This window comes from Nonomuraea roseola, assembly GCF_039535395.1.
GTDB classification, from domain to species: Bacteria; Actinomycetota; Actinomycetes; order Streptosporangiales; family Streptosporangiaceae; genus Nonomuraea; species Nonomuraea roseola.
Genome location: NZ_BAAAXC010000015.1, coordinates 1,344,446 through 1,364,016, shown reverse-complemented (window position 1 = coordinate 1,364,016; position 19,571 = coordinate 1,344,446). Strand labels below are relative to the sequence as shown.

Genomic DNA, 19,571 nt, shown 5'->3' with positions numbered 1-19,571 from the left:
ACGTCGTGATGCGCTCGTGATCCATTTCGATAATGTCACCAAGGTCTACGCGAACCAGAACAGGCCCGCTCTCGACCACGTGTCTGTAGACGTGGACAAGGGCGAGTTCGTGTTCCTCGTCGGTCCCTCGGGATCCGGGAAGTCCACCTTTCTACGGCTGATCCTCAAGGAGGAGAAGCCCAACTCCGGCGCGATCCACGTCGCCGGCAAGGATCTCGCGAGGCTGTCCAACTTCAAGGTGCCGCACCTGCGCCGCCGCATCGGCTGCGTGTTCCAGGACTTCAGGCTGCTCCCCAACAAGAACGTCTACGAGAACGTGGCGTTCGCTCTCGAGGTCATCGGCAAGCCCAGGCGGTTCATCCGCAAGGTCGTGCCGGAGGTCATCGAGCTGGTCGGCCTGGAGGGCAAGGCTCACCGCATGCCCGACGAGCTGTCCGGTGGCGAGCAGCAGCGCGTCGCGATGGCCCGAGCCTTCGTCAACAGGCCCATGATCCTGCTGGCCGACGAGCCGACAGGAAACATCGACCCCGCGACGAGCATCGGCATCATGAAGGTGCTGGACAGGATCAACAGGACCGGCACCACCGTCGTCATGGCCACGCACGACGCCGCCATCGTCGACTCCATGCGCAAGCGCGTCGTGGAGCTGGAGGACGGAAAGATCGTCCGCGACCAGTCGCGTGGCGTCTACGGCCAGGCGTACTAACAGGAGTTATAGGCAGAACATGCGGGCGAACTTCATCCTCTCCGAGGTCTGGATCGGCCTCCGTCGCAACCTGACCATGACGATCGCGGTTATCGTCACCGTGGCTGTCGCCATGGCCCTGCTGGGCGTCGGGTTGATGATCAACGCCCAAGTCGGCCTGATGAAGACCTTCTGGTCCGACAAGGTCGAGGTCTCGGTCTACCTGTGCAAGAAGGACTCTCCCTTCGACACGTGCAAGACCACGCCCAAGGGTGTCAGCGCCGCCGAGCGAGGTCAGCTCCAGCAGCAGCTGAGCGCTCTTCCTCAGGTCGCCCAGGTCCTGTTCGAGGACCAGGCGATGGCCTTCGAGAACTTCAAGAAGACACAGTCGGCCAACTCGATCCTCGCGCAGGTCGTCGAGGCCAAGGACCTGCCCGAGTCGCTCAGGGTCAAGCTGAAGGACCCCGATCAGTACCAGGCGGTCATCGACGCGGCCAAGGGCATGAAGGGCGTCTCCACGGTCATCGACCAGCGGGCCCAGCTGGAGAACTTCTTCGGGATGCTGGAGAAGCTCCGCTACGCCGCGCTGGCCGTGGCGTTGATCCTGGTCCTCGCGGCGATCCTGCTGATCGGCAACACGGTCAGGCTCTCGGCGTTCAACCGGCGCAGGGAGACGGGCATCATGCGCCTGGTCGGCGCCTCCAACCTCTACATCCAGCTGCCGTTCGTGATGGAGGGCATGATCGCCGGCCTGATCGGCGGTGTGGTCGCCGCGATCATGCTGATCGTGGCGAAGGTCTTCCTGTTCGAGGGCACCACCTCGGCGTTCGCCGTCAACAGCCAGCTCGGATGGGACTCCGTGGCCGAGGTGATCACTTTCACCATGGTGATCGGCGTGGTGATCTGTGTGCTCGCGTCGTTCGTGACGCTCCGCCGTTACCTGCGGGTCTGACGAACCCAGGTAAGGTCGAAGCATGCCACGTGAGACCGGGCGCAAGCTCATCGCCCAGAACAAGCGTGCCCGCCACGACTACAACGTCGACGAGACCTTCGAGGCGGGTCTGGTGCTGCAGGGCACCGAGGTCAAGTCGTTGCGCGCGGGCAAGGCCTCGCTGGTCGACGGCTACGCCTCCATCGACGACGGCGAGGCGTGGCTGCTCAACGTCTTCATCCCCGAGTACTCCCAGGGGACGTGGACGAACCACGCCGCCCGCCGCAAGCGCAAGCTCCTGCTCAACCGCAAGGAGATCGACAAGCTCGCCGCCAAGGTCAAGGAGGGCGGGCTGACGATCGTGCCGCTGTCGCTCTACTTCAAGGACGGCAGAGCCAAGATCGAGATCGGCATCGCGCGCGGCAAGAAGGACTGGGACAAGCGGCAGACGCTGAAGGAGCAGCAGGACAAGCGGGAGATGGCACGGGCGATCCGCCATCGCGCGCGATGAGCGCTCGTGCACGCAGGGTTCTGGCCGCGGCCGCCTCGGTGGTGGTCGCGGGCACGACGCTGACCGGCTGTTTCGAGGAGCCCTCCGCGCACGAGGCCGTGCGCGACTTCCTCGTCGGCTGGCAGTCCGGCGACTACGAGCTGGCTGCCGGCCGTACCGACGGTGATCCCGCCGTGGTCCGCAAGGCGCTGGAGGACACCCGCGTCCATCTCGACGCGGCCTCCTTCCGCTTCCGCATCACGAGCCTCACGCAGAGCGGCGAGGAGTCCACCGCCGACTTCGCGGCCGAGGTCGACCTGGGCGAGAACAACTCGCTGTGGGAGTACACCAGCAAGCTGCCGCTCCACCTGGTCAACGGGGTGTGGAAGGTGCGCTGGTCGCCCAGCGTCATCCACCCGCAGCTGAAGGAGGGGCAGCGCTTCGCCGTGGACCCCAAGCCCGAACTGCGCAAGCAGGTGCTCGATCGCACGGGCGAGCCGCTGCAGGCCGACACCACCCTCTACGTCGCGGGCGTGACCCCCGCCACCCTCGGAGACAACGCGGAGAAGGCGGGCGAGCAACTCGCCGCGCTCACCGGGTTCGCCCAGGACAGGCTGCTGAGCCGCATCAAGTCGGCGCCGCCCAGCACGTTCGTGCCGCTGGTCACCTTCGGCTGGCGCAAGTACGCCTCGATCCAGTCCAAGCTCGATGACATTCCCGGTGTCACCGTCCAGAAGCAGGAGCAGCCCGTCGCACCGGCTCCGCCCGAGCAGATCGTGGGCAGGGTCAGCGCGCTGACCGCCGAGCACGAGCAGAAGCTGGGCGGCCCGCAGCGCGCGGGCGACTCCGTCGGCCTGTCCGGCCTGCAGAAGGCCTACCAGGACCACCTGACGGGCTCCACCCAGACCTCCGTGATCACGCTCGATCTCAAGACGGGTGAGCAGGTCGCCGAGCTGAAGAAGTGGCCAGGCCGTCCCAACGCGCCGGTCGAGACCACGATCGACAGCTCGGTCCAGGCGGCGGCGGAGAGCGCGCTGGCAGGCACCCGCTCGGCCACGCTGGTCGCGGTCAAGGCCCGCACGGGCGAGGTGCTGGCCGTGAGCGCCTCCGACGACCTCAACGAGGAGAAGAACGCGCTGGCGGGCAAGTACCCCGCGGGCAACGCCTTCTCGATCATCGCGGCCGAGGCGCTGCTGAAGAAGGGCGTCAAGCCGAGCCAGCCGCTGGCCTGTCCTCCCGAGCGCTCGGTCGGCGGGGCCAGGTTCGAGCAGACGGGCCTGACGGCGAGCGTCAGTCAGAGCTTCCAGAGCAGCTTCGCCAGGAGCTGTGTGACCGCCCTGGCCTCGCTGGCGCGCAGGGTCAGCGGCGACGACCTGGCCAAGAGCGCGGCCGACTTCGGCATCGGCAAGCCGTGGAAGCTCCCGCTGAAGTCCTTCAGCGGGAAGGTGGGCGACCTCGACAGCGACGCCGACAAGGCCAAGGCCATCGCGGGCCAGAACGTCGAGGTGAGCCCTCTGGCGATGGCGCTGGTGGCCGGGGCCGTGGCCTCGGGCACCTGGCATCCGCCGCTGCTGGTCACCAAGCCGACGACGCCCGATCCCGCCGCCGAGGTGCTGCCCGCCACACCGCCAGCTCCCGTGGCGATCGACGCCAAGGTGCTGCCGGCGCTGCAGTCGATGATGCGCTCGGGTGTCCGTTCGGGCAGCGCGCGCGCGGCCGCTGCGGCCGGTGAGCCGGTCTCGGGGATAGTGGCTCCGGTGACGGGCAAGAGCAAGAACCAGTCGTGGTTCGTCGGCTGGCAGGGGGATGTCGCGGTGGCCGTCCTGGCCGAGAACGCCGACCCCGCCGCGTACGCGGGACGCTTCTTCGCGGCGATTCGTGACCCAGCGTGAAATCTTTCTCACTCTGAGCAACCATCGGTGGGCTGATCTGCGTCTTCCTAAGTGACCGGGCCCGCTCGGGGGGTTGCGGACCTGGTCGCCGTGACGAGTTCAGGACTTCATCTCGGGGGAAGTCCTGCCGTCCGGACCGGCATGACCCTGCCGGTCGCCCCCGGAGACGTGCGCCATCTTGCCGCGTCTCCGGGGGTTCGCCGTGTACGGCTCTCGCCCTGCGGGGAATTCGGTTGGCGTTCCACGCGTTCACCGGTATGTTCATGTTGCTCGACCGTTCGCGGTCGTGTTGACAACTGCACAGGGGGTGATCGGTTTCGACTTCGATCTTTCAATGCAGGTGAAGCGGGCCGAGGACTGCGGACATAACCTCGTTAATCCTGTGACCGCAAACCAATAAGTGCCAACTCTAAGCGCACTGAGGTCAGCCAGGGTTCCCTGGCTCTCGCTGCCTAAGTAGCGAAACCTCTGTCAGCCCGAGCATGCCTTCGGCCCGGGACCTGGCATCGTTAGAAGGCTCCACCGCTCGACCCGGCCACGGGGGAGAGCGGGAAACCAAACAGTGGCTGAGCCTGTCGGCAACGCGCCTGCGTGAGTGCCGGGGCTGAGAAAACGTTAAGCAGGCTGCGCCCGGAGAAGCCCTGCCTTGGGGTTGAAGGACGCGGGTTCGATTCCCGCCACCTCCACCGATCGGCGAAGGCCGGTGTCACACCCGTGACACCGGCCTTTCGCATGCCATGAGCCGGTTTCGCCGACGGCGACGAACCGGCTCACGCCGCGCCAGGCGGAAAGACTGGCTGGTTCACGCCGCGCCAGGCGGGAAGATGGGCTGGTTCAGGCCGCGCTGGTTCGCGCCGCGCGGGCGGCTAGGGGCTGGTTCACGCCACGCGGGCGGCCAGAGGGTGGTTCGCGCCGCGCAGGCAGCGGGGGCAGCGGCCTCGTCTGCGCAGGTGGTAGGCGAGGGCGGCGGCGCCCAGTGCCGCGCCCCAGAGGGGCCAGAAGCACTCGGGCAGCCAGGCGCCCCACTCCGCGAGGTCGAACAGCCCCGCCAGCGCCCGCCGTACGTAGGTCAGGCCCGCGACCGTGATGATGATCGCGACGAGTGTCGCGGGGATGACGGCAAGCATCGGAGGGACCCGCCTGCCGCGCAGGCCGGGGATCCAGCGAGGGAAGATCTCGCCCCAGCGCTGCACCAGCCCGAGCGTGAGCACGCCGCCGAGGGCGCCGAAGGTCGCCAGGTAGGCGCCGGCCAGCCAGATGCCGGGGGCCTCCCTGTCGCCCTGCTCGAGGAACTCCCTGCTCACCCCCAGCGGGATCCCCAGCGGCCACGCCCACCGGGTGGCGCAGTAGATGAGCGGAGTGACGACCGCGACCATGACGGCCATGCGGCCCCAGCGGGCGGCCGAGGCGGGGGTGGTCCAGCCGGTGTCCTCGTCGGCCCGTCCGCAGGAGCCGCACGCGTCGCGGCGGCCGCGCTGGGCGGCCAGCGCGGCCCCTGCCAGCAGTACCCCGCCGAGCATGCACAGCAGCTGGTTGAGGACCGGCCACGGCCAGGCGTCGCCCAGCCCGATCTGTCCCCATGGTCCGTCGAAGAGGCCGGCCACCGTCATCAGCGGCGTGTAGGCGACGCCCATCATGAGGCGGGAGTCGGGGATCACCACGGCGAGGAGGAGCGCCAGCGGCCACGCGGCGAACACCGCGACCCGCTGGACGGCAGGCCCGCCGCGCACGAGCGCCAGCGCGGTGATCGCGCCGAGCAGGCCGAAGGCGGCCACCCACCAGCCGCCGGGGTCAGGGGTGAGGCCGGCGAGGATGGAGAGCGCGCCGTCGGGGTCGGGGTCGCTCGCGCCCCAGGGGAAGCCGGGAGCGCCGAGCGCCCACGCCGCGCCGGCCACCGCGTAGGCGGCCGACCAGGTGGCCGCCGCGTAACCGGCCCTCGAGATGATCGTCGTCATGCCTCCAGCCTCGGGCCGGGCGGCGCTCCCAGGCCATGTGCCTTTCGGCAGGTTGTGGCGGCTCCCGCGGCCTACGCCCGTGCCATTCGGCATGTCCGAGCCGTGGCCGTGCTGAATCCAGACCGTGGAGTTGCCGTGCTGCTTTCAGGCTCGTGGGGCATATCCAGGCCCGTGGGGTGGCCCGCGTGAATCCAGGCCTGAAGTGGCCGCGGTGCATCCGGATCTCTGGAGCGGCGCGGTAGATCCAGGTCCCTGGAGCGGTTGAGCCGGGTTCGGGTCGTGGCTCGGTGAGCCAGGTCCGTATCGTGGCTGCGGTGAACATCGGCATCATCGGTGCGGCGGCGGGCGTGACGGCGCTGGCATGGGTGGTCGTCGGGCGGCGGCACGGCCGTGCGCACCTGCCCGCGGCGGTGGTCCTGGCCGCTGTGGTCTCCCTCGTGGTCACGCTCTCGTTCGTGAGCAGCGGGCCGCGCGAGGGCGAGGACCTGTACGGGCTGGTGGAGAGCCTGTCCTTGATCGCGCTGCTCGGCCTGATGGCCAGGTGGTCTCCCGTACGGCAGGCCGTGCCCGCGGGCGTGCTGGGCGGGGTGGCGGCCTCGACGTGGCTGCTGCGGTACGTGATGCCCGCCTCGCCACTGGAGGGCATCGGCATGTGCGCCTTCTGGGCCCTCGGCGTGATGGCCGCCGTCGCGGTCGGGGCCTACCTGCGCTCCCTCGACACCCGGCGGGCGCGCGCGGTGCGGGACGAGCGCGCCGCGCAGCGGCTGCGGCTGGCCAGGGACCTGCACGACTTCGTCGCCCACGACGTCAGCGAGATGGTGGCGCAGGCCCAGGCGGGCCAGGTGGTCGGCGTCGGCGATCCCGGCCAGGCGCTGGCGGCGCTCCAGCGGGTGGAGCAGGCGGGGCTGCGCGCGATGGCGACGCTGGACCGCACCGTGCTCGACCTCCACGCGGGCCCAGGGCTGGAGGGGCTGGCCGAGTTGGCGGCCAGGTTCTCCTCGGCGGGGCGGGCGCGGGTCGGGCTGCGTGTGGACGACCGGCTCGACGTGTCCGAGGAGACGGCCGCCATGGCGTACAGGGTCGTGGTGGAGGCGCTGACCAACGTGCGCCGTCACGCCCCCGAGGCGACGCTGGTGGAGGTCGCGGTCAGGGCCGAGGGCGGGATGCTGGTGGTGAGCGTGGACGACGACGGCGGCGGCGTCGCGCAGGAGGAGGGGCGCGGCGGGTTCGGGCTGCCGTCGCTGACCGCCCAGGTGGAGGCGATGGGCGGGCACCTGCGGGCGGCCGCGGCGCGGGGAGGGTGGACGCTGGTGGCGCGGCTGCCTCTGGCACCATGAACGGCGTGTCCACCCGCATCCTCATCGCCGACGACCAGGAGGGCATCCGCGGCGCTTTCCGTCTCATCCTCGACGCCCAGCCCGACATGACCGTCATCGCGGAGGCGGCCGACGGGCTCGCCGCCATCGAGACGGCGCTCCGGGTGCGCCCCGACGTGGTCCTCGCCGACATCAGGATGCCGAGGGCCGACGGCATCGAGGTGACGCGGGCGCTGGCGGAGACCGGCATCCACGTCGTGGTCGTCACGACGTTCGGGCAGGACGACTACGTGCGGGCGGCGCTGCGGCACGGCGCCTCGGGGTTCGTGCTCAAGAGGTCGGGGCCGACGCTGCTCGTCGAGGCCGTCAGGGCGGCGATGAGCGGGGACGTGCTGATCAGCCCGCAGCTCACGGTCGGCCTGCTGCGGGACAGCCCCCTCCGGGGGAGCCCCCTGCGTGAGAGTTCCGGGCGCGACGTGCCGGGCGAGGCGGGCCTCACCGAGCGCGAGGACGACGTCGTCCGCCTCGTCGCCCAGGCCAAGACCAACGCCGAGATCGCCGAGGAGCTCTTCCTGTCCCCTGGCACGGTCAAGAACCACATCGCCAGCATCCAGCGCAAGCTGGGCGTGAAGAACAGGGTCGGCATCGCGGCCTGGGCATGGCACACCGGCAGGGCTCATAGACCGTGATTCGGTAGCATCAACGGCCTATGGCCGCGATCGTGACCAACTGGGCGGGTAATCTCGCCTTCCACGCCTCTGACGTGCACCGCCCGGCCTCGGTCGAGGAGCTGCGGGTCATCGTGGCGCGCTCGCCTTTAGTGCGGGCGCTCGGCAGTGGCCACTCCTTCAGCGACGTGGCCGACACCAAGGGCGCGCTGGTCAGCCTCGACGGGCTGCCGCGCACGGTCGACCTCGACGGGTCCACGGTGCGGGTGGGCGGCGCCGTACGGTATGCGGAGCTGGCGCCGCGTCTGCACAGGGCAGGATTCGCGCTGCGGAACCTGGCCTCCCTCCCGCACATCACGGTCGCGGGTTCGGTGGCCACGGCCACGCACGGGTCGGGTGACGGCAACGGCAACCTCGCCACGGCGGTCCGCGCCATGGAGCTCGTCACCGCAGAGGGCGACCTGGTGACCCTGGCAGGGGACGATCCCCGGCTGTCCGGCGCGGTGGTCGCGCTCGGGGCGCTGGGCGTCGTGGTGAGCCTGACGCTGGAGGTGGTGCCAGCCTTCGAGGTGCGCCAGCACGTCTTCGAGGAGCTGCCGCTCGAGGTGCTGGACGACCACTTCGACGAGGTGTTCGGCAGCGGCTACAGCGTGAGCCTGTTCACCCGGTGGCGGCGGCCCGTGATCGACCAGGTGTGGGTGAAGCGGGTCTCGGGCGGGGCTCCCGAGCTGTTCGGGGCGCGCCCAGCCGACGGGCCTCGTCACCCCATCCCCGGCGTGTCCGCCGAGCCGTGCACCGAACAGCTCGGCGTCGCGGGGCCGTGGCACGAGCGGCTGCCGCACTTCCGCCCGGGGTTCACCCCGAGCGCGGGCGAGGAGCTGCAGTCGGAGTTCCTGCTGCCGCGCGGGCACGCGGTCGCCGCGCTGCGCGCGCTCGACGGGATCCGCGACACCATCGCGCCCGTCCTGCAGGTCTCGGAGATCAGGACCGTGGCCGCCGACGACCTGTGGCTGAGCCCGGCCTACGGCCAGGACGTGGTCGCCTTCCACTTCACGTGGATCAAGGACGCGCCGAGCGTGCTGCCGGTGATCGAGGCGGTGACGCGGGCGCTGGAGCCGTACGAGGCCAGGCCGCACTGGGGCAAGCTGTTCACCGCCGTCGCCCCCTACGAGCGGATGGACGACTTCCGCGAGCTCGTCAGCGCCTTCGACCCGCAGGGTAAGTTCTCCAACGACTTCCTGTGCAGGATCATGTGATGCGGTTCGGGATCCTGGGCCCGGTCGAGGCGCGGAGGGAAGACGGCGTCACGGTCTCCGTCGGCGGAGCCCGCCTGCGCGGCCTGCTCGCACTCCTCGCCCTGGACGCGGGCAGGATCGTGCCCACCGAGCGGCTCATCGAGGGCCTCTACGGCGAGCGCCCCGTGACGGGCGAGGGCAACGCGCTGCAGTCGCAGATCTCCAGGCTGCGCAGGAGCCTCGACGTTCCCGTCGAGTTCCACCCGGCCGGATACCGGCTCGTCGTCGACGGCGAGGAGGTCGACGCCCACCGCTTCGAGCGGCTGGTCCGCGAGGGAAGGGCCGCCGAGTCGGCTGCCGTCCGCTCGGAGCTGCTCGGGCAGGCGCTGGCGCTCTGGCGCGGACCCGCGCTGGCCGACGTCCGCGAGGTGCCCTTCGCCCCCGCCCAGGCGGCGCGGCTGGAGGAGCTGAGGGTCGACGTCACCGAGGACCGCGTCGAGGCGGACCTCGAGCTGGGCAGGCACCGCGAGCTGGTGACCGAGCTGCAGCGGCTGGTGGAGGCGCACCCCGTCAGGGAGCGACTGCGCGGCCAGCTCATCAGGGCGCTGTACGCCAGCGGGCGCCAGGCGGAGGCGCTGACCGCCTTCGAGGACGCCCGCCGCACGCTGGCCGACGAGCTGGGCGTCGATCCGTCGCCCGAGCTGAGGGAGATCCACCTCGCGGCGCTGCGCGGCGAGCTCTACGCCCCCGCGGCCCCCGGCCGCACCGAGCCCCAGGACAGGACGGCAGGCGTCAGGAGCGCGCTGCCCGCCCAGCTCACCACCTTCGTCGGCAGGCAGGACGACCTGGCAGAGGTCGCCCGCCTGCTGGAGCGGGCCAGACTCGTCACGCTGACGGGCCCGGGGGGAGCGGGCAAGACGCGGCTCGCGCTGGAGGCGGCGGCCGCGGTGAAGGACGAGGTCGGCCTGGTCGAGCTGGACGGCGTGGCCGAAGGCGGCGACGTCGCCCAGGCCGTGCTCACCAAGCTCGGACTGCGGGTCGGGCAGGACTCGCCCGATCCGGCCGACCGGCTCGTCGCCGCGCTGGCGGGACGGCGGATGCTGCTCGTCCTCGACAACTGCGAGCACGTCGTGGCGGCGGCGGCCGAGCTCGCGCACCGGCTGCTCAGCGCCTGTCCCGACCTGCGCGTGCTGGCCACCGGCAGGGAGGCCCTCGGCATCACCGGCGAGAGCATCTGGCCCGTGTCCGCGCTGCCCGACGCGCTCGCGGAGCGGCTGTTCGAGGACAGGGCCGCCGCGGTCCGCCCGGGGTTCGCGCTCGACGAGGACAACCTCGCCGAGGTGCGGCGGATCTGTCAGGCGCTCGACGGGCTGCCGCTGGCGATCGAGCTGGCCGCGGCCAGGCTCCGCTCGCTGCCCGTGGCGGAGGTGGCCGCCAGGCTGGAGGACGGGCTCGGGCTGCTGTCGCGCGGCAGCCGTACGGCCCAGCCCAGGCACCGCACGCTGCGCGCGGTGGTCGAGTGGAGCTGGAGCCTGCTGGACGAGCAGGAGCAGCGGCTGGCCAGGAGGCTGACGGTGTTCGCGGGAGGAGGGGGCATCGAGGCGGTCGAGCGGGTCTGCGACACGCCTGACGCGCTCGAGCTGCTCGCCAGCCTGGCCGACAAGTCGCTGGTCGAGATCGTCGGCGACCGCTACCGGATGCTGCAGACGATCCGCGCCTTCTGCGCCGAGCGACTGGAGGAGGCGGGTGAGGTCGGCACGTACCAGCGCGCGCACGCGAGCCACTACCTGGGCCTGCTGCATGAGGCCGCTCCCCACCTGCTGCGCGCCGAGCAGCTGGAATGGGCGGCCAGGCTCGACCCCGAGCACGACAACCTGTTCGCCGCGCTGACCTGGGCCATCGTCGACGACCACGCCATGGCGCTGCGGATCTTCGCCGACCTGTCCACGTACTGGTGGCTGCGCGGGCGGCGGGGCATCGGGGTGCGGCCCGCCCGCGCGCTCCTGGCCGCGCTCGGGCCTGCCGTCCCCACGGGGCTGGAGGCGGAGTACGCCATCTGCGTGGCCGGCGCGGCCGAGAGCGGAGCGCACCTGGAGAACGCCAAACGGCTGATGCGCGAGATGGACCTGATCTCCGGCCACCCGCAGCTCACCTTCTTCTGGGGCAGCTTCGTCGGGCCCTCCATCGACGACGGGCTGCTCGAGCTGATGATGGAGCGCGTCAAGGCCAGCCCCGACCCCTGGATCAGCGGCCTGAACCATGTCGGCAAGGGCTTCCTCTGCTACCTGATGGAGAGCGACGTGGCGGGCACCGAACGGGAGTTCTCGCTCGCGCTCGACTACTTCCGCTCACTCGGCGAGCGGCTCGGCATGGCGATGGCGCTGTCGGAGCTGGTCAGGGTGGCCGCGTGGCGCGGCGAGAGGGAGCGCTTCAGCGAGCTGATCGAGGAGGCCCTGCGCCTGGTGGGCGAGCTCGGCGCGCAGGAGGACATCGCCGACCTGCTGTGCCACCGCGGTGAGGGCGAGCTGCTGCTCGGCGACCTCGACAGGGCGAGGGCCGACTTCGAGCGGGCCGCGGAGCTGGCCCGCAGGGTCGGAGCGCTGGAGGGCACCACCAGGGCCAGCTGTGGCCTGGCGGAGGTCGCGAGGCTGCGCGGCGACCTGGACGAGGCGCGCCGCCGCTACGAGGAGGTGCTGGCGAGGGAGCCGAGCGGGTCCTTCGGCGAGTCGCTCAACGCCGTGCAGATCGGGGTCGCGCTCGGCTGGATCGCCGCGGCCGAGGGCGTGGTGGAGGAGGCCGTCGCCAGACAGGAGACGGCGTTCGCCGCCGCGTTGCACGTGCAGAGCCTGCCGGTACTGGCGAGCGCGGCCGAGGGCCTGGCGGGAGCCGCCTCGCTGCGCGGCGAGCACGACGAGGTCGCGCTGCTGCTCGGCGTGGGCAAGAGGCTGCGCGGCATGACGCTGCCCGGCGACCGCGACGTGAGGCGGGTCGCCGAGCTGGCAAGGGCGGCGCTGGGCGAGCGGCGCTTCGCCGAGGCGTACGCCAGAGGCGCGGCGATGTCCAGGGAAGAGCTGGCAGGGCTGCTGTGACCGCTCCGGTGATCGGCGGATACACGCTGCTGCGGGTGCTCGGGCGCGGCGGGATGGGCGAGGTGCATCTCGCCTCCACGCCCGCGGGCGGCCTGGCGGCGGTCAAGGTGATCCACCCTTCGCTGGCCCGCGATCCGGCCTTCCAGCGGCGTTTCTCCCGCGAGGTGGACGCGGCCAGGCGGGTGGCCAGGTTCTGCACCGCCCCCGTGCTGGACGCGGGGATCTCGGGCGAGGTGGCCTACCTGGTCACCGAGTACGTCAAGGGTCCTGACCTGGCGCACGCCGTCAGGGAGCAGGGGCCCTTCACCGGCGGCAACCTGGAGTCCCTGGCGGTGGGGATCGCCACCGCGCTGACGGCCATCCACGGCGCGGGCGTGATCCACCGTGACCTCAAGCCCTCCAACGTGCTGCTGTCGCCGCTCGGCCCCCGCGTGATCGACTTCGGCATCGCGCAGCTCATGGGGGTCGACAGCCTGGCCAGCCAGGCGATCCTCGGCACCCCCGCCTTCATGGCGCCCGAGCAGGTGAGAGGCGAGCCGCTCGGGCCCTCGGCCGACGTCTTCGCCTGGGGCGGTGTGATCGCCTTCGCCGGCACGGGACGGCTGCCGTTCGGCGGCGGCGCGCCCGCCGAGGTGCTGTACCGGATCGTCAACGACGGTCCCCAGCTCGACGGCCTCGACCAGTCGATGAGGGGCATCGTCGAGTGGGCGATGGCCAAGGACCCCACCCGTAGGCCCACCCCGCAGCAGCTGCTCGCCGAGCTCGTCGGCGGGCAGCCGACCCCCGAGACGGCGACCATGGTCGTCGAGCGCACCTGGTCGGGGCCGGTTCCTCCGGCCTCCGCCGGATCGGGAGACCGGCCCGCACCGCACCGGCACCCTCACCCGCGCAGCCCCGCGGCGACGGTGCGGGCCGGGCGCGGGGCCAGGCGGTGGTGGCCGTGGGTGGCGGGAGCGCTGACGCTGGTCGCCGCGGCGACCGTGGCGGGCTTCATCGCGTTGCGTCCGCCGCCGACCGACTGGCCGTACAGGGCCGACTTCGGCGGCCACTCGTGGGAGACGGGCCGCACCGAGGGAGGAGTGGCAAAGCTGACGGGGGACACCTACGAGCTCACCACGAACCCCGGCTGGCGACTGTGGCGGTCGGCCCCTGTGACCTCCGAGCCCGAGAGCGGGGCGGTGGTCGTCGCCAGGGGCAGGATGGTCGCCGGCACCGGCGAGTTCGGCGTGTGGTGCAGAGGCGCGAGCGGCGGCCGGCGCTACGAGTTCGCGGTCACGAGCGACGGCAGGGCGACCATCGCCAAGCGCGGATCGGGCACCGGCACCGTACTGCTGGACAGGCCCGCCAAGGAGGGGACGGAGGATCGCCGCATCGTCGCCGAGTGCAGGAGCGACGGCCCGAAGACCGTCCTGCGCCTGTGGGTGGACGACAGGTACGTCGGGATGGTCACCGACACCAGCGGTCCGCTCGGACCCGGCTCCAGCGGCGTCTTCGCCGCCCCCGACACCGAGAAGCCGGTCGGTGTCAGGTTCAGCTCCTTCGCCGTGCAGGCCGCCGGCCGATGAGCGCGCGGTTCGGCGTGCTGGGCCCGCTGCTGGTGCTCGACGGCGGCGGCGCGGAGGTGACGCCTGGGCCTGCCAAGCACCGCGCGCTGCTGGTCGCGCTGCTGATGAGCGCGGGACACACGGTCCCGCACGACCGTCTGGTGGCGGCGGTGTGGGGCGCCGAGCCGCCCGCTTCGGCGGAGGCGGTGCTCAGGGTGTACGTCAGCGCGCTCCGCAAGATCGTCGAGGGCATCAGGACCGTGCCGGGTGGTTACCTGCTGGCGGTCGACCCCGAGGAGGTGGACGCGCTCAGGTTCGAGCGCATGGTCGCGAACGCGCGCAGGGCCAGGGCCGCGGGGCGGGTCGTCGAGGCGGCCGACGCGCTGGCGCGGGCGCTCGGGCTCTGGAGGGGGCGGGCGCTCGACGGGATCGAGGGCGAGCTGCGCCGGGCGCATGCCGTACCGCTGGAGGAGCTGCGGCTGGCCGCGCTGGAGGAGCGGGTCGAGCTGGACCTGGAGCTGGGCAGGGGCGCCGAGTTGATCGGCGAGCTGCGCGCACTGGTGGCGGCCTATCCGCTGCGGGAGCGGGCGTGGGCGCAGCTGATGCACGCGCTGACCCAGGCAGGCCGCAGGTCGGACGCGCTGGCGGCCTACCAGGAGGCGCGCGGCACGCTGGTGGCGGAGCTCGGCCTCGAACCGGGGCCCCAGCTGCGCGAGGCCCACGAGCGGGTGCTCGCGGATGAGCTCCCCAGAAGCGTCCCCAACGAGACGCCGCCCGACATCGCCGACTTCACCGGCAGGCAGGCGGTGCTCGACTGGATCGAGGCGGCGCTGCCCGCTCCCGGCGCGGCCCCCGTCCACCTGGTGCTGTACGGCCCCGCGGGCGCGGGCAAGAGCGCGCTCGCCGTCCACGCGGCGGCCCGGCTCGACCTGCCCGACGGCAGGCTGCACGCCTCGCTGCGCGACAGGGCGCCGGGAGCGGTGCTGGAGGACCTGCTGCGCTCGCTCGGCTGTCCCGACGGCGCGGTCCCCCCGTCGCTGGACGAACGCGTACGTCTCTACCGCAGCCTCGTGGCGGGCAGGCGGCTGCTCGTCGTGCTCGACGACGCCACGAGCGAGGCCCAGGTGCGCCCGCTGCTGCCCACGGGAGCGGGCTGCCTGACGCTGGTGACCAGCAGGTCGCCGCTGTTCGGGCTGGAGGCGGCCCGTGCCTACCCGCTGGACGTGCTCGAGGCGGGGGAGGCGGTGGCGATGCTGGCCAGGATCGTCGGCGCCGACAGGGTCGCCGCCGAGCCCGACCAGGCCCACCGCATCGTACGGCTGTGCGGGGCGCTGCCGCTGGCGCTGCGCATCGCAGGCTCGCGCCTGGCCAGGCGGCGGGGCTGGACGCTCGAGCACCTGGCCGACAGGCTGGGCGACGAGCGCGGCAGGCTCGACGAGCTCAGCGCGGGAGACCTGGCCGTCCGCTCCAGCCTGGCGCTCGGCTACCGGGCGCTGTCCGACGACGAACGCCTGCTGCTGCGCCGCCTCGGCGCGCTGTCCTGCCCTGACTTCGCGCCGTGGATCGCCGCCGCCCTCGTGGGCCGCGACGGCGGCAGGGTGATGGAGTCGCTGGCCGAGGCAGGGCTGCTGCAGGAGCGCGGCCTCGACAGGTACGGCTGGCACGACCTGACCCGCCTCTACGCCGCCGAGCGGCTCGCCGAGGAGGAGGGCCCCGCCTCCGCCGTCCTCTCGGGGGCGGCGGGGGAGATCCTCGACAGGGCGCGCAGGGCGAGAGAGCTGATGCTGCCCGCCGAGCCTGGCTCGGGCCTCACGCTCTCGCACACGGTCGAGCGCGATCTCGCCACCGCCCGCCTCGCCGAGTCGGCCCGCTGGCTGGCCGCCGAGCGCTCCTTCATGGTCGCCGCCGTCGCCGACCTGCACAGGGCCCGGCTGGACGAGGCCGCATGGCGCCTGGCCTTCTACCTGACCCCGCTGTTCGAGCTGGGCGCCTACCACGACGACTGGCGCACGACGGCCGCGCTCGGCCTGGAGTCGGCGCGCAGGGTGGGGCACAGGCACGGCGAGGCGCTGCTGCTGCGCTCGCTGGCCGACCTGCACCGCGCCGAAGGCAGGCTGGAGGAGGCGGCCGAGGCGTTGCGCGCCGCGCTGCCCCTGACCGGGCGCGGCGAGGTGGCGCGCACGACGCTCAGACTGGGGCTGGTCTACAGGGCGCAGGATCGCCTGAGCGACGCCGAGCGCTGCTTCACCGAGTGCCTGGCCGCCTTCGGCTCAGGCCAGGGGGGAGGCGCCGACCCGAGGGGAAGCGCCGACGCGCTGCGCGCCCTGGGAGAGCTCCGCGCGGACGAGGAGCTGTCACGGCGCGCGCTCGAGCTCTACCGGCAGCTGGGCGACCCGCGCGGAGAGGCGGCCACCCTGCTCGACCTGGCCGCCCTGTGCCTGGCGGGGCGCAGGACGAAGGAGGCGAGGGAGCTGGCCGAGCGGGCGGCCGGCCTGAGCAGGAGGCTGGGCGATCGGCTTCCCGCAGCCTCGGCCTCGCTGCTGCTGGCGGGGACGGCCAGGGCGGAGGGAAGGCCCGAGGCGGCCAGGGCGGCGGCGACGGAGGCGCTGGCGGCCTTCGAGTCGCACGGCGACAGGAGGGGCACCGCGAAGGCCAGGCTGGCGATCGCCGCCGCGGCTCTGGATCTGGATGAGATTGATGGGGCTGTTGATGCCCTTGCATGCATTATGGGAGAGTTTGACGCCCTCGGTGACAGGCGCGGCCTGGTCGAGGCGCAGGAGCTCGCGCGGGAGGCGCGTCGCCGTCGTGGCCTGCGGTGACAGCGGGCTATACGGATCCTGAACATCGCCCTCCTAGGGTGATGCTCACTGAAACCCCCGACCGCAAGAGGTAAGGCAGGATGCGAAGAAAGCTGGCCATGGCGGCGTTGCTGGCCATGACGTTGACCGGTTGCGGAACGCTGCCCTCCCAGCTGACCTCGGGAGGCGGCGAGGAGAAGCAGCCCGTGCGGAACACCGAGCGGGCCGAGGAGAACACGCCCGCCGGCCCGCCATCCGCCGCCACGACCTCCACCTCGGCGCCGGCGCCGCCCGCCGAGAAGCTCCAGGCCATCGCGAGCCGTGAGATGGAGCACGCCGAGAGCAACCTGCGCGTCGACATCACCGGGCTCAAGCGCCAGGGCAGGATCGCGACGCTGACCTGGACGGTCCACAACCTCGACCCCTCCAGCGACGACTACTACGTCGGCTCCAACCTCGGCACGGGAAACCTCGACTGGACGGTCGCGGGCGTCTCGCTGATCGACCCGGTCAACGGCAAGCGGTACCGCGTCGCTCGCAACGGCACGGGCGACGACGCCACATGCGTGTGCAGCAGGGTGAACCAGCGGATCAAGGGCGGCAGCGCGCTGGAGATGTACGCCGTCTACGGCGCGCCTCCGGCCGACGTCTCCACGGTCACCGTCGAGATCCCCAACCTCGGAGTGTTCCCCGATGTCCCCATTTCCTGAGCTGGCGCTGGCGGCGGTGATGTCGATCTCCACGCTGGCCGACCCCGGAACGCCGCAGGACGCCGCCTACACGGTGGAGGACCTGGTGCTCCCCGTCGAGGACATCATCGCCGAGGTGGAGTCCATGGACGGCGCGCAGAGCGAGTCCAGGACGGGCGAGGAGGTCACTGTCGCGCTGACCAGCGACGTGCTGTTCGCCGTGGACAAGTGGGTGCTCACGGCGAAGGCCAGGCAGCGGCTCGGGCAGGTGGCCGCCAAGATCAAGGCGGAGTCGGCCGGCGGCGTGGTGAAGATCCTGGGGCACACCGACGACCAGGGCGCCGACGCCTACAACCAGGCGCTCTCGCTCAGGCGGGCGCGCGCCGTCCAGGAGGCGCTGGGCCGGTTGGACGCCGGCGCGGTCACCTTCGAGGCCGCCGGATTCGGCGAGACGAAGCCCAAGCTGCCCAACCTCGTGGACGGCAGGCCCAGCGACTACAACAGGGCCAAGAACCGCCGTGTCGAGATCATCTTCAACGTCAAGGAATGAGCATGCGCAAGCAGATCGCGCTGACACTGACCCTGGTCGCCGGCCTGACCGGCTGCGGCATGCTGCCCGGCCAGCTCGCGGCGGGCGGCGAGGAGAAGCAGCAGACCACCGCCCAGCAGACCACCGCCCAGCAGAGCGGCGGGACGCCTCGGGAGAGCGGCACGGCTCCCGCGCCGCAGACCGCGCAGAGCGCGCCGCCCGAGCAGACCCAGGTGATCGCCGGCCGTGAGATGAAGGCCGGAGGGGCCGACCTACTCGTGCAGATCACCGGGCTCAAGCGGCAGGGCAGGGTGGCCACGCTCACCTGGACCGTCACGAACAAGGGCGAGACCAGGTGGGAGATGTCCTCCACCCTTGGCGACACGCCCATGGGGATGGGTCTGACGGTCGGCGGGGTCAGCCTGGTCGACGCGGCCAACGGCAAGCGCTACCGCGTCGCCTACACCGGCAAGTCCCCCAGCGCCCGGTGCATGTGCTCGGACTACGACGTGTTCACCGAGCCGGGGGAGCAACTGCCCCTGCACGCCACCTTCGCCGCGCCGCCCGCCGACGTGACGAAGGTCAACGTCGACCTGCGCACGCTGGGCGTCTTCACCGACGTGCCCGTCTCCTGACGACCCGGGCGCCTTCACCGACGTCCCCGTCTCCTGAGGTCTAGCTGCCGAGCTCGCCCAGCGTGACCGTGACCGTGCCGGTGGAGCCGTCCGGCTTGACCACCTCGACCTTGGCCTGGCCGCCTGGCTTCTGGGCGGCCAGGATCTCCGACAGCGCCGACATGGTCGGGGTGTCCGTGCCGTTCATCGAGACGATCACGTCACCCGCCGCGATGCCGGCCTGGGCCGCTCCACCACCCCTGCTGACGCTGACGACGCCGACGCCGACGGGAGAGCCCTCGGACCCGATCACCGTGCGGCCGACGATGCCGAGCGCCGCCCTGCGGGAGTTGGTCACCTTCCCGTCCTTGACGATCTGCGCGGCGATGTCGGTGGCGGTGTTGCTCGGGATGGCGAAGCCGATGCCGGGCGCCGCCCCTCCGCCGAGCTGCGGGTCGGTGGCGGCGAGGGTCGGGATGCCGATCACCTGCCCCGACAGGTCGACCAGCGCGCCCCCGCTGTTGCCCGGGTTGATGGCGGCGGAGGTCTGGATGGCGTTGGTGATGGTCGCGCCGGGCGAGCCGCCGCCCTGGGGCTCGCTGACCGTACGGCCAAGCGCCGAGACGATGCCGTTGGTGACACTGCCCGACAGTCCGAGCGGGTTGCCCATCGCCAGCACGATCTGACCGACCCTGAGCTTGGCGGAGTCGCCGAACCTGGCGGGCGCGAGGCCGTTGGGGTCGCTGACCTTGATCACCGCGAGGTCGCCCGCGGGGAAGGAGGCGACCAGCCTGGCGGGGCGCGGGGTGCCGCCGGTGGCGAGCGTGACCTCCATCTCGGTCGCCTCGCCCACCACGTGGGCGTTGGTCACGATGTGTCCTGCCGAGTCGTAGACGATGCCCGAGCCGAGCCCGACCTTGGTGTTGATCTGGACGATCGACGGCAGCACCGCCTGGATGACCTTCTCGTACTCCGCCTCCAGCGCGTGAGGGGACGTCGCGGACGCCGGTGCCGAGGAGTCCGGGGAGGGCGCCGGGGTCGAGGCCGGCGGGGTCGCCCTGGAGATGGACCCCGAGCAGCCGGAGATGAGCAAAGCTGCGGCCGCGGCGCTCGCGACGATCATCCTCATGCGCGGT

General features: G+C 72.0%; 15 protein-coding genes and 1 other RNA gene. 14 read left to right on the top strand and 2 right to left on the bottom strand.

Annotation, left to right across the window (positions count from 1 at the left end; genetic code table 11):
* The first annotated feature begins 16 nt into the window (after nucleotides 1–16).
* From ftsE to ssrA, 5 genes are all read left to right on the top strand, one after another.
* Nucleotides 17–706: a cell division ATP-binding protein FtsE gene (ftsE, locus tag ABFX55_RS29390; RefSeq protein ID WP_183649839.1), complete on the top strand. Its 690-nt coding sequence runs from the start codon at nucleotides 17–19 to the stop codon at nucleotides 704–706.
* Nucleotides 707–725: 19 nt separating this feature from the next.
* Nucleotides 726–1,637 (top strand): permease-like cell division protein FtsX, encoded by a 912-nt coding sequence (ftsX, locus tag ABFX55_RS29385; RefSeq protein ID WP_346125989.1) that lies wholly within the window; start codon nucleotides 726–728, stop codon nucleotides 1,635–1,637.
* A gap of 22 nt (nucleotides 1,638–1,659) precedes the next feature.
* Nucleotides 1,660–2,127, top strand: a complete 468-nt coding sequence (gene smpB, locus ABFX55_RS29380) for an SsrA-binding protein SmpB (protein WP_183649834.1) — start codon at nucleotides 1,660–1,662, stop codon at nucleotides 2,125–2,127.
* Nucleotides 2,124–3,998 (top strand): penicillin-binding transpeptidase domain-containing protein, encoded by a 1,875-nt coding sequence (locus ABFX55_RS29375; RefSeq protein WP_346125988.1) that lies wholly within the window; start codon nucleotides 2,124–2,126, stop codon nucleotides 3,996–3,998. The genes smpB and ABFX55_RS29375 overlap by 4 nt, the downstream gene beginning before the upstream one ends.
* A 303-nt stretch (nucleotides 3,999–4,301) precedes the next feature.
* Nucleotides 4,302–4,687, top strand: a transfer-messenger RNA (tmRNA) gene (ssrA, locus tag ABFX55_RS29370).
* Between the two features lie 189 nt (nucleotides 4,688–4,876).
* Here ssrA and ABFX55_RS29365 read toward each other — a convergent pair.
* Entirely contained in the window at nucleotides 4,877–5,953 is a 1,077-nt protein-coding gene (locus ABFX55_RS29365) for a hypothetical protein (RefSeq protein WP_346125987.1), read from the bottom strand.
* 314 nt (nucleotides 5,954–6,267) lie between these two features.
* On the opposite strand from ABFX55_RS29365, the gene ABFX55_RS29360 reads away from it, so the two are divergent.
* The 9 genes from ABFX55_RS29360 (at nucleotide 6,268) to ABFX55_RS29320 (ending at nucleotide 18,456) form a co-directional block, all read left to right on the top strand.
* Nucleotides 6,268–7,290 (top strand): sensor histidine kinase, encoded by a 1,023-nt coding sequence (locus ABFX55_RS29360; RefSeq protein WP_346125986.1) that lies wholly within the window; start codon nucleotides 6,268–6,270, stop codon nucleotides 7,288–7,290.
* A complete protein-coding gene (locus tag ABFX55_RS29355; RefSeq protein WP_346125985.1) occupies nucleotides 7,287–7,958 on the top strand; it encodes a response regulator in 672 nt (223 codons plus the stop codon). The genes ABFX55_RS29360 and ABFX55_RS29355 overlap by 4 nt, the downstream gene beginning before the upstream one ends.
* 20 nt (nucleotides 7,959–7,978) lie before the next feature.
* A complete protein-coding gene (locus tag ABFX55_RS29350) occupies nucleotides 7,979–9,193 on the top strand; it encodes an FAD-binding protein (protein WP_346125984.1) in 1,215 nt (404 codons plus the stop codon).
* On the top strand, nucleotides 9,193–12,261 hold the full coding sequence (locus ABFX55_RS29345; RefSeq protein ID WP_346125983.1) for an ATP-binding protein: 3,069 nt from the start codon (nucleotides 9,193–9,195) through the stop codon (nucleotides 12,259–12,261). The genes ABFX55_RS29350 and ABFX55_RS29345 overlap by 1 nt, the downstream gene beginning before the upstream one ends.
* Nucleotides 12,258–13,826, top strand: a complete 1,569-nt coding sequence (locus ABFX55_RS29340) for a serine/threonine protein kinase (RefSeq protein ID WP_346125982.1) — start codon at nucleotides 12,258–12,260, stop codon at nucleotides 13,824–13,826. The genes ABFX55_RS29345 and ABFX55_RS29340 overlap by 4 nt, the downstream gene beginning before the upstream one ends.
* The gene (locus ABFX55_RS29335) at nucleotides 13,823–16,624 is read left to right on the top strand and encodes an AfsR/SARP family transcriptional regulator (RefSeq protein ID WP_346125981.1); all 2,802 of its coding nucleotides are present in this window, start codon (nucleotides 13,823–13,825) and stop codon (nucleotides 16,622–16,624) included. Before ABFX55_RS29340 ends, ABFX55_RS29335 begins: the two co-directional genes overlap by 4 nt.
* A gap of 80 nt (nucleotides 16,625–16,704) precedes the next feature.
* A complete protein-coding gene (locus tag ABFX55_RS29330; RefSeq protein WP_346125980.1) occupies nucleotides 16,705–17,313 on the top strand; it encodes a hypothetical protein in 609 nt (202 codons plus the stop codon).
* Complete coding sequence (locus ABFX55_RS29325) at nucleotides 17,297–17,842, top strand: OmpA family protein (protein WP_346125979.1); 546 nt, start codon at nucleotides 17,297–17,299, stop codon at nucleotides 17,840–17,842. The genes ABFX55_RS29330 and ABFX55_RS29325 overlap by 17 nt, the downstream gene beginning before the upstream one ends.
* A gap of 2 nt (nucleotides 17,843–17,844) precedes the next feature.
* Nucleotides 17,845–18,456, top strand: coding sequence for a hypothetical protein (locus ABFX55_RS29320; protein WP_346125978.1), 612 nt, complete (start codon nucleotides 17,845–17,847; stop codon nucleotides 18,454–18,456).
* Nucleotides 18,457–18,496: 40 nt separating this feature from the next.
* Here ABFX55_RS29320 and ABFX55_RS29315 read toward each other — a convergent pair whose 3' ends face one another.
* Nucleotides 18,497–19,564, bottom strand: a complete 1,068-nt coding sequence (locus ABFX55_RS29315) for a S1C family serine protease (protein ID WP_346125977.1) — start codon at nucleotides 19,562–19,564, stop codon at nucleotides 18,497–18,499.
* Nucleotides 19,565–19,571 lie beyond the last annotated feature (7 nt).